This is a genomic window from Limisphaera sp. VF-2, assembly GCF_049537125.1.
Lineage (GTDB): Bacteria > Verrucomicrobiota > Verrucomicrobiia > Limisphaerales > Limisphaeraceae > Limisphaera.
This window is the reverse complement of the sequence record NZ_JBMVQY010000003.1, coordinates 282,394-293,271: the sequence shown is the minus strand read 5'-3', so window position 1 is coordinate 293,271 and position 10,878 is coordinate 282,394. Positions and strand designations below refer to the sequence as shown.

At 64.8% G+C, this 10,878-nt stretch carries 6 protein-coding genes and 1 pseudogene; 4 read left to right on the top strand and 3 right to left on the bottom strand.

Features of this window, described 5'->3' with window-relative positions:
* Window positions 1-161: 161 nt before the first annotated feature.
* Window positions 162-245, bottom strand: a pseudogene (locus ACPDIT_RS11240) (LEPR-XLL domain-containing protein); the annotation flags it as partial.
* 730 nt (window positions 246-975) lie between these two features.
* Between ACPDIT_RS11240 and ACPDIT_RS11235 the strand changes: the two are divergent.
* Together ACPDIT_RS11235 and ACPDIT_RS11230 are read left to right on the top strand one after the other, a co-directional pair.
* Window positions 976-3,198, top strand: a complete 2,223-nt coding sequence (locus tag ACPDIT_RS11235) for a DUF6600 domain-containing protein (protein WP_423443527.1) — start codon at window positions 976-978, stop codon at window positions 3,196-3,198.
* A gap of 33 nt (window positions 3,199-3,231) precedes the next feature.
* Window positions 3,232-4,287 carry a hypothetical protein gene (locus ACPDIT_RS11230; RefSeq protein ID WP_423443525.1) on the top strand — a complete coding sequence of 352 codons (1,056 nt, stop codon included), beginning with the start codon at window positions 3,232-3,234 and terminating at the stop codon, window positions 4,285-4,287.
* Between the two features lie 1,154 nt (window positions 4,288-5,441).
* On the opposite strand, the gene ACPDIT_RS11225 is transcribed toward ACPDIT_RS11230, so the two are convergent.
* Both ACPDIT_RS11225 and ACPDIT_RS11220 read right to left on the bottom strand, forming a co-directional pair.
* Window positions 5,442-5,600 (bottom strand): hypothetical protein, encoded by a 159-nt coding sequence (locus ACPDIT_RS11225; protein WP_423443524.1) that lies wholly within the window; start codon window positions 5,598-5,600, stop codon window positions 5,442-5,444.
* Between the two features lie 975 nt (window positions 5,601-6,575).
* Window positions 6,576-6,899, bottom strand: coding sequence for an RHS repeat-associated core domain-containing protein (locus tag ACPDIT_RS11220; protein WP_423443820.1), 324 nt, complete (start codon window positions 6,897-6,899; stop codon window positions 6,576-6,578).
* Window positions 6,900-8,749: 1,850 nt separating this feature from the next.
* Between ACPDIT_RS11220 and ACPDIT_RS11215 the strand changes: the two genes are divergently transcribed.
* The gene (locus ACPDIT_RS11215) at window positions 8,750-10,030 is read left to right on the top strand and encodes a phosphoglycerate kinase (RefSeq protein WP_423443522.1); all 1,281 of its coding nucleotides are present in this window, start codon (window positions 8,750-8,752) and stop codon (window positions 10,028-10,030) included.
* Between the two features lie 80 nt (window positions 10,031-10,110).
* A complete protein-coding gene (gene tpiA / locus ACPDIT_RS11210; protein WP_423443520.1) occupies window positions 10,111-10,875 on the top strand; it encodes a triose-phosphate isomerase in 765 nt (254 codons plus the stop codon).
* The last annotated feature ends 3 nt before the right edge of the window (window positions 10,876-10,878 follow it).

Here is a 10,878-nt window from a genome sequence, read left to right as displayed (position 1 = left end):
GACGCAGAAAAAGACTGAACTTGGCGCTCGACCTGCCCACTCCATTCCTCCGCCGGACCGGCAACCGCCACCGAATCAACCGCGGCAGTCACTCCGGACGGATCCCCGGCTGACGACAAGGGATCGTGTGGGCGGCCCCCTGCAACCCATCCGAAGCCCGCCGCCTCCAGCAAGTCCGCAGAGAGCAGCAGCCTTGGCTCCAGGGCTTCCAGTTCGAACTCTCTACTCTGTCCGTGCAGTGCCACGGGAGATTACCAGTTCGTCCGAGCCGTTTCGAATGCGGCCCGCAGCCGGCGGGGTCAACCTTGCAGGTAGCCAACGACTGGCGCAGGTCTGCATCGCGCTGTGACTCTAAACGCCAACTGGAGATCGTCAAGCAGGAAAATAAAGGAGATTTTTTCCTCTAAACCTCGCAACCCGGGTATTTCCACGCGGACGACCCTGTGCCCTGCGCTGTCCCGCTTGGCGCAGCATGCCCCCTGCCGCCTGCCCTGCCCCACGAAAAGAGTCTCCAAGGGCAAATCACACCTCACACCAGATCGAAGCCGTTTACAAGATCACCTGACCAGCCAGGCCCACGAGCCGCATCCACAAGCGCCATTTTGGCCCATGCAGGAACTCACGGGCCGTCCCTTTTGGTCGGGATTCGTGTCGGTTCTCGATTCCATTGTCCACGGCGCCCCGGGAGACGCCGGCCCGAGGGGGCCCGTGAATACCGTGCAGCACCCGAGGGTCAAACCTGATGGAGCGCACAAACGCTGGAAAGCGGTTGAACCAGGACTAGATTAGGGATGGCTTATGAGAATCCGTATCCAAACAGCAGGCCTTTGGGCTGTCGGCCTGCTGCTCGTCTCCATGGCTCCGGGGTGCACCCACGCCTCTGAAAGCGGAGCAAAGTCTGAGCCGTCCCCTGCGTCTGCCTCGGCCACGAACCAACCCGTCCAAGCAGGGCCCGCCCAGGCCGAAGACGCAGCCATGGCCAGGGAGGAGGAAGGTGCGGCCGTGCATCCCCCGGAAAAGCCCGAGCCCGCACCGGCCAGTGCCGTAAAGCCCGTCCCGCCGGATCTCAAGTTCTCCCCCGCCACCCGTGAGCTGGTGAAACTGGCTCAAGCCGGGGTTTCCGAGTCTGTCATGCTCGCGTTCGTCACCAACAGCACCAGCACATTCAACCTCGGTGCCGACCAGATTGTCTTCCTCAACGACCTAGGGGTTTCCAGCGAGGTCATTCGCGCCATGATCGAGCAGGATCGGCGTCTGCGGGAATTGGCGGGACAACTCCCGCCTCTGCACGGTCAAAACACCTCAGCTGCCCCCCTGGGTGACTCCGCCCAGGGCCCGATCGTCCCTGCCGCGGCTGCACCGCAACCCCTACCCGAACCGACCAACGCCCCCTCGGCACAAGTGCCGGAGGCGGCCGCGTCCGGGCAGGCTCCCACCACAAACATCACCTACCAATACTTTTACGATTCGCTCGCGCCCTACGGCACATGGGTTTACGTGGACGGCTACGGGTACTGCTGGCAACCCAGCATCGTGGTTTTGCAACCCGGCTGGAGACCTTATTGTCACGGGGGCCGCTGGGTTTACACAGACCTGGGTTGGTATTGGCACTCCGACTACACCTGGGGGTGGGCTGCTTTCCACTACGGTCGCTGGTTCGCTCACCCGCGTTGGGGTTGGCTCTGGTGGCCGGACACGGTTTGGGGCCCGGCTTGGGTCACTTGGCGATACCATCCGGCCTACTGCGGCTGGGCACCGCTGCCCCCTTACGCACGCATCAGCGGAGTCGGATTCGCGTACACCTCCTACGGCTACGGCGTGAGTTGGAGTTGGTTCACGTTTGTTTCGTGGACCCATTTCCATGACCGGCACCCACATCGTCACCGTGTGCGTGACACGGATTGTCGCCGATTGGCCCGGGAATCCACCGAGGTCAACAACATCATCGTGGGCGACAACAACACCATCATCAATGCCGGGATCAGCCCCGACCGTGTACGCGAGCACACGGGTCAGGAGGTCCGACCGATCCGGGTCCGTCCCGAGGTGGTGGGCCGCTCCAGTGGGCGGACCCTGGAAAACCTTCGAGAGCGGTTGGACCCGGTGCGGGGCGAGTTGATCGCCCGCCGCCTTCCGTTGGAGGCGCCCTTGGCTCCCGGCCCAGAGCGGCCCCAAATCCCGCCAGACCGGGCGCCCGGTTCGCGACCCGGCCCGGCGCCGTCCCCGAGCAGTCCCCCGGAGCTGGCCGCAGCCGCCACACCCACTCCGGACGCCTTGGCAGTTCCAACGCCGGGCAGACTCGTGGACCGACCGAATCGGGTCGGGGACTCCGAACTTCGCGGAGCTGGCGGGCGGTCGGCCACTTCCCCGCTGCGCGCCCCGGCAGACGCGGCCCGGAACCCGGAGCAGCGGCCCGTGCTCCGCGCCCCGGAGTCAGCGCCCGACGCGGGCCGCCCCATCGCCTCGGCTCCCGCACCGGCTCGACCCTCCGCCGCACCCCGGGCACCGGCCACGGTGCAGGCTCCTTCGGTACCCGCGCCCGCCACCATCGCCCCGCCCAGCCCGCTCCCGCGCGCTTCGGACAGCCCACGGAGTACCGTAACCGTCATCGGAAGGGCCAATCCGCGGACGGCGGACGGAGCAACGAGCCCCGGAAGGAGCCCCGGCCCCGCTGCTCAGTCAGCCCCGCGCCCAGGGCCGACCGCGACCTGGACACGTCCCACACAGCCACCCGCCGGCGCACCCGAAGGTTCAGCACTGGAGCGTTCGCCCATCATCCGGCCGTCTCCACAGCCACAGCGACTTCCGCCGGCTCCCGCCGCGGCGGCACCGTCCCGGAACTCATCTCCCAACGTTGTGGTCCTTCGTCCCACCGCGCCCCCGGGGTTCCGAGCCCCGGCACCGCATCCTTCTCCGCGGATCATGTCGGACCCGCAAATCACCCCTGTCCCCTCGCGGCCGAGCCCCTTGGCGCCCGGGCCCGCACCGACCACGCCGGCGTTCCGCCCCTCGCCAGCTCCCATACCCGCCCCGGCGCCGGCAGCACCTTCCATGAGCAGGCCCGGGCCGACACCCCCGGCGGCCGCCCCGGCCCCAAGCTTGCGAGCGCCCGCGGCACCGGTACCCGCCCCGAGCCCGCCTCCGGCTGCGTCCCCTCGGGCAGCCCAAGCGCCGGGTCGAGCTCGTACTGCAAACTGAGCCCTGTCGCTCGCTTCGTCTGCATCCACACGCATGCGTTGCCCGCTTTGCTGTAAAGCCGAGACGTGGGAGCCTCGGACCGGGAGAGGCTCTCCCCTGCCAACAAATCGAGCTTCCGGGCGCCTCCGCCGAATCTTCGCCAGGCACTGGCTCATCCTGGCCGCCCTGGGAACCCTCCTCGAGCCCGCAACCGCTGGCGCATTCACGAATCTTTATTTCACACGGTTCGAAGCCAGCGAGGGTTACGACACCGCCTACACGCTGGTCGGTCAGGCCGGATGGCTGGGCGAAGGCACCGGCGGGAACGGCCTGGTCAACGGCTTCTTCCCGGGGGAGGGCCAGCAAGCCTACCTCGGCTACTGGCCACCCCTGGAGACCAACGAAAGCCAGACGGCCGTCTGGCAGCCGCTGCGTTTCGACCCCGTCCGGAGCGGATTGCCGCTCGTGCAGTTTTCGGTGCTCATGAGCATCGAAGACTCGTCGGCCACGAATGCCCAGTACGACAATTTCCAGTGGCAGGTTTACAATTTGCGAACCAACCGGCTGTTGACCATCGACTTCGACAATTACTTCCAGGACATTTCCTACCGTTTGGACGGGACCAGCGCCTGGGTCACCACCTCCGTAAAGTTCACGAATGGGGTGCCGGAACTCTTGGTGCTGAACATGGACTTCGCCGCCAACCGGTGGAGCGCCACCTTCGGAGGTCGCCTGATCGCCACCAACCAGCCCCTCACCACCACCGGCGCCGAGCTGACCCTGGGCGAAATCGACGCCGTCTGGGTTTATTACGACCCGGCCAAGCCCGGCGACAATTACATGCTCTTCGACAACTATCGTGTGGCGGCCGCCCCACCGGCCGTGGCGCCACGCCTGCTGCTCCTGGAACGCACACCACGGGGTCACGTCTGGCTCCGGGTGCAGGGCCAGCCCTCGGCCCGCTACGTGATCGAAGCCGCCCCTGCGCTGCCGGCAGCCACTTGGACGCCCCTGCGCACGAACAGCTCGCCCGACGGACTGTTCGATTGGGTGGACACCACGGCTTCCAACGCCCCCGCCCGTTTCTACCGGGCCCGCCTCCTGCCCTGACGCCGGCGTTCCGCTGCCTTCGGAGCCACGCCGATCCAGATCTCCGGTTCTGCTACCGCCGCGTTGCCCATCGTCCGGCACAGCCGGGGACGTGAAGGATTCGGGCAATCCTGAAGCGCAGGAGCCGACGAGCCATACCGTTGGTCGCCTCGAAATCACCGGGCAATGGTGTGCTCCGAGCCTCTCCTCCTGCCTTTCAAGCCCCCAGCCTGCAGCATGGACAAGAGCCACGTCCTGAGCTGCGCGCACACGCCCTGTCGCATCACAAGCGGGGGACACTGGATCCCGCCTCTCTGAAGAAGAATTCTCAGCAAGATGAAATACAACGTTTCGCCGGGCGCCCTCAGACGCTGCCAAGAAATAAACAGCTCGGTCGTTGGCCGGAGCAACTTGTCAGCGAGCTCCGAGGGCCCACGCCCTGCGGTGGAGCCTCGCCACCTGGCCGGTTCCCGTCGCCTTCTGCCGATACTTAAACCGCGGCCCCGCCACCGGGGTCCGTCGGCCCAGGATTTCTTGCCCGAAATGACCTGGTCCAGTCGGCCACGTTCATACAGCCAGACGCTGCCGTCGCCAAGCCTGCCGCCCACGCGCTGGCTGACGGCGTTGGAGGCGCACGCGAAGGACTGGGCCCGGGTGCACCCAACGCTACCGCTCACCGTAGGCGGGACCTTGCGAGCCGCGCCGCGCCACGACCGTGAAGCGTCGGGGCAAAGCAGCGACTGCCGGCGACAGGTCTCCGCGCTGCCAAGTTGTATCCAAGGCCGCGGCGCTCCCGCTTGCCGCACCATCTGCCTGTGCCCGCTCGCACCCAGACAGCTCACTCCGCTCCCTGGGAACCACCCGCAAAACGCGGTCAGCGCCCGCAAATTCCTTCACACCCTCCCCCCGACCACCGCTCCCTACCGGCGTTCGATGTCAGCACAGGTGCTCGCGTATGTAAGCATCAAGCGCGTCCCAACGCTTCGAGCGTCCAAGCTCTTCGCTTTGCCCGAACTTCCAACACGTCAGGAACGTCTCCGCAAAGCATCGGTTGCCATTCCGCACTATGGGCTTCGACCATCGGAAAGTAGTGCTCGAAGTGATACTCGAGGATGTGCTCCAAAACACATGTGGCGATAGCAGCGCGAACCTCTGCATTGTCGCTTGACCCATGTTTAACCACCAAAGGCCAGATCATTTCGGGGTTTGCCTCCGCATAATTCTCCCAGCGATTCTCCCAGCGCTTCCGCTGCCTTCCAAACGCTCGCTTCATCGCCCTGGGTCAATGCAAGGTCGATTTCCTGCAACGTGGGTTTTCGGGTCTTACCAGACATATCTCAATTCCAGAAGACTGGCAGTGCAACTTCGCGCGCAAAGCCCCTCGGGCTGCGCGTCCACGTGCCACCGGCGGCAGATGCAGTAGCCAGCAGAGAGCACTCTGACCTGTCTGTTGGGACAAAGGGAACCCCGGAACCATTCCTCTGTAGAGCAACTGTCCATTCGGCCTCTTTCCAAGGCGCCGTGCAATCTGACCACACCCTGTGGCGCTGTGACCCACGCTACCAATCGTGACCGTCATTGACATCCCACCCAAGACCAGGAGCTATTCTTGGTTCGGCTCGTCCAAAGGAGCTTCTGTTAATACGCCCAGCACTCCAAATGGGATCAGGGCCAGCCCCCAGGCCGCAGATTCGAGCATCAAACCCCCGGTCTCTTCACAATACGTCTCCATCGCCTCTGCAGATCCTGGTAATATTACTTTTTTGACCCGCGCAGGGTGTCCGTCAAGGTAGCATTCGTCGCCCTCCCGGACTTGCCTACCTGTGTCCGCATAATGTGAAGTAACACGACAATCGTCTGGGATCCTATCCATGGCCATCGATACCGTCGTCGTCAAGGAGCCAATCCCTAACCTTCAGGGTTACACGCTCCGGACCGTAAATCCCAAGCCGGAGGATCCATGTCCAGCTCATACGAGCAGGACTTGCAAGGTTCCCCCTTCGCATATGCCGAGCGCTGCAACATTACATGCACGTGCACGTGAGGCGTCGGAATTCCTCGAGGCGGACGCGATGGCGGACGATCGACACGACAGGCGATCGGGCCAGCGGGCGGCTGGCAAGGCAAACCGCGCCTATTTCTACGCATACACCGTTCGCATCTCTTGGCGGCTTCGGCGATTCCTTTTGCAATAGCGTCAGCCACAGAGTCCGCACTCATCGCAATCTCGTGGATCGTCCGCTGACCCTGGGGGATTGCAAGCGCTCCCACGCAAGCACGCAGGTTGCGGTAGCCACGAGCGCTTCACTTCATAAGCCTGCGGGAATGGCAATTGCAGCTCCCGGCCTCCGATCGTCCACCTCCACCCTGTCCAAGCAACCGTTGCATACGAAGAGGTACAGGTTGCTTCCACCCATCTCGTGGATGGGATCCCTGCTGAGCCATCGGCCGGTGACGGGGTCATAGAGGCGGTAGTCGCAAAGCGCCGAGGCCGTTGGGTTGTCCGTCCGCTTGGTCGAAAACCGGAACGGGTTCTCCTTGGCCGTCGGGCCGGTCGGGCGGAGAGGCTCGGCGAAGGGGCCGTATCGTACCGCGCCGTCTCCGTGCCGCTGGAAGCAGAGATCAACTGCCAGACATTGCCGTTGCCGTCGTAGGTCGCAAAATGCGTTTCCGAGGCCGGACTGCTGGCCAGCCGCACCCAGAGCAGGCCACCCACCTCACCGGCACCATCCAGCGTCTCGCTGAGGCCAAGGCCCCACACGTAGCTGCGCAGCAGCCCGTGGTTCGTCGCGTTCAGCTCGACCACGTGGCGGCCGAAAAGCACCGGATCGCTGACGGATTTCAGGTCTTCCCTCACCACCCAGACCCCGTTCCTCATCACGTAGCTCGTCTGCCGGATGCGCCGCCCCAACGCATCGTACGCCCAGTCCACCCGACGCCAACCGGTCCGGTCGCTCGTCCCGTAGCTCATCCCCCGCACCAGCCGGTTGTCCGCGTCCCACGGTGCGTCCACCGCCCCACCCGAACAAGTTTTCCCGTCCCCGCCGTGGAGCAAAGGCGGCCCATTTCAGGTTTTTGGAACCTCCGGAAAGCGCGGCGGAATGCCGGGCGTCATCGGCACGGGAAGGCTGAGGGAAAGCGGCGTTTCCTCCGGCACACGGATCCCGGGTTCGATTGAAACGCGGCCAGCTCACGGGTCCAGGACTCTGCGCCATGAAGTCCGACCGCACCTTCGATTGTACCCGGTCCGGATTGCCCCGCATCGCCCCCCCCACCTCAGCCCCACCCACACCTTGTCGGCTCGCTCCCAAGCTTTGCCGGTGGCTGCCCAGCCGCGCCCCGGCGAGGCGCGGGTTTCCGGGCCTCGACCAGGCTCCAGACCGCAGAACACGCAAATCCCGGTTTGGGCCGGCGAGAGTATGCAGGTTTTTCAAGCCCACGGAGCACACAGAACACAGTGAAGCGGTCCTCGCCAAGTCACACGAAAGCCAGCAAATCCCCAACTCATCCTGTAAAGCGTCCCGAAGCCGGAGCGCCCGGCTTCCGGCTCATCATGGGTTTTCTGAGTAACCTGTGTGTTTTATGAGCTGCCGCGAAAGAGGGTCTGTGGACTCAAGTTGCGAGGACGCTGTGGACCGCGCCTGCCATGTCGAGCAGCGCCTCCCGGTGCCTCAGCGCCGGGTCCCTGGACTGGGGTTCGACTTCAGGACCAGCGGCCTCCTGAGAGGACTTTCCTCACGTGCCACAGAATCCCCAAAATCCGCACAAATCATACTGCGGGGTCCGCATGCCCCCGAGGCACTGTGGGACGCGCATTGGCCCCGCTCCCAGATCGGAACGCAACTCCTGCCCTATCGATCTCGGGATCCGCCGGCTCCTCGGGCTCCGCGTGTGCGGCGTCTTCTTACCGGGTGTTCTTCGTGTTCTGTGGGCTTTTTCCTGTGACGGTTCTGCGGGCTCGGAGGCCCGCGATCCACCAGATTGGAATCTGCGGCCCGAGACCGCGCCGTCCGCGCCCCGCACGTCGCGCCGCGATTCGATTTGCGTCCGCGGCTTGCTTTTCGCCGGCCGGCTTGGAGTTCTCTTCCTGGTCCGCGAGCCTGGGGCTCTGGGTCTTTTGAGTGCTCCGAGGGCTGTTCCTCCGCAGCGCGGGCCGATACCCTCTCCGAGTGCGGTCCATGCGGCGTTGGATGGTGCGCAAGCGATGCTCCACCGGTTCCGGGCATCGAACCCCCGTGTGAGGCTCGGTCGCACTTTGCCCGAACGCGGGAGGCTCAACTACCGCACCTTGGAAGCCAGCGGCCCCCGGTTGTGGTCGGCCCGGAGCCCGGCTCTTGCCACCTGCCGGGAGGCCGCCGGTCCCCGCCATGGCAGCAGGGCCAACGTTGCTCCCGGGGCTGCCTTGGAGCGACGGAAAACCTTTTGACTCCGGTTGGTTGTCAGTTATGCTGGCCGCTCTGGATTTAGAAGCGAGGGAAGTCTTATGGCCAAACTGACGGTTCGCGATCTGAATGTCCGCGGCAAACGCGTGTTTGTCCGGGTGGATTACAATGTCCCGCTGGAGGAGCGGGACGGGCAAATGGTCATTACGGACGACACGCGCATCCGTGAGACGCTGCCGACATTGCGCTTGCTGGTGGAGCAGGGGGGGCGTTTGATCCTGGCCTCGCATCTGGGTCGACCCAAGGGCAAACGCGAACCGTCGATGTCGCTGCGGCCGGTGGCGGCGCGGTTGGCCGATTTGCTCGGTCGGCCGGTGGCTTTTGTGGATGATTGCATCGGGCCCAAGGTGGAACAAACCGCGGCAGCTCTGAAGGATGGGGACATCCTGCTGCTCGAGAACGTCCGATTCTATCCAGAGGAGGAGCAGAACGACCCCGCGTTTGCCGAAAAGCTGGCGGCTCTGGCCGAGGTGTACGTCAACGACGCTTTCGGATCGGCCCATCGCGCTCACGCCTCCACCGAAGGGGTGGCCCGGGTCATCGCTCGGCGCGGCGGCCCTTGCGCCGCGGGTTTGCTCATGGAACGCGAGCTCAAGTTTTTGGGCGAGGAACTCGAGAACCCGGCCCGCCCCTTCGTGGTGATCCTCGGGGGCGCCAAAGTGTCCGACAAAATCAAGGTGATCGACCGCTTGCTGGAGAAGGCCGATACCCTCCTCATCGGCGGTGCGATGGCGTACACCTTCCGGTTGGCGCAGGGCTACCAAACCGGCAAATCGCTGGTGGAACCGGACAAGGTGGACGTGGCGCGGGCCGCCCTGGACAAGGCTGCGGCGCGGAAGGTCCAGTTCCTGCTCCCGGTGGATGATGTGGTGGCCACGCCCGTCGAAACCGGTCAGGTGGACAAGAAGGGTCGGCCGGTCATTGCCTACCAAAACCCGAGGGTGAACACCGACCCCAACTGTCCGCCGGACGCCGCCGGACTCGACATCGGGCCCGCCACTGTCAAGGCTTACAGCGACGTCATCGCCCGGGCCCGCACCATTCTTTGGAACGGGCCCATGGGCTTGTTCGAGAATCCGCAGTTTGCCGCCGGCACCAACGCCATCGCCCACGCCGTGGCCCAGGCCACGCAAACCCGGGGTGCGCTCAGCATCATTGGCGGGGGCGACAGCGTCAAAGCCGTCAACAAGGCCGGTCTGGCCTCCCAGGTCACCTTCATGAGCACGGGCGGCGGCGCCAGCCTGGAGTTCCTCGAAGGCCGTGAACTGCCCGGCGTGGCCGCCCTGAGCGACAAGCCCTCCAGCGGCGGCTCGGGCTCGTAATCCGCAGCGGCAACGCAGGTTCACCCGCATCGAGCGGCATCCTGAAACGCCACGAGAGGGACAGGCAGGGGCAAACCGTCATGGAAAAGGAACGCAAGCTCATCATCGCCGGCAACTGGAAGATGAACAAGACCGTGGCCGAGGCCCTGGACCTCGTCCGCGGCCTGAAGCTCGAACTGGCGAATGTGAAGGAGGTGGACCTCGTGGTCTGCCCACCGTTCACCGCCCTGTGCGAGGTTTCCAAGGTGATTCTGGATTCCAACCTCCGGCTCGGTGCCCAAAACATGAACGAGCATCCCGGCGGCGCCTACACCGGGGAAATTGCTGCGTTCATGCTCAAGGAGTTTTCCGTGCGTTACGTGATTCTGGGACACTCCGAGCGGCGCACCTACTACGGCGAAACCGACGCCCTGGTGGCGCGCAAGGCCCAGGCCGCCCATGCCGCGGCCATCAAACCCATCATCTGCGTCGGCGAAACCCTGGAGGAACGCGAACAAGGGCGAACCGAGGCGGTGTTGGAACGCCAGGTGCGCGGCAGCCTGGCGGGCCTGACGAAGGAGCAAATGCTGGAAACCATCATCGCGTACGAACCGGTCTGGGCCATCGGCACCGGCCGCAATGCCACCCCGGAACAAGCCCAGGAGGCTCACGCATTCATCCGACGGCTGCTGGCAGAGCTCTACGACGAAGGGGTGGCGCGCCGGGTGCGCATCCAGTATGGTGGAAGCGTGAAACCGTCCAATGCACGCGAGCTGATGAGTTTGCCGGATGTGGACGGCGCACTGGTGGGAGGTGCATCGCTGGAAGTGCGCAGTTTCTCCGACATTGTCAAAAACTCCATCTGACGG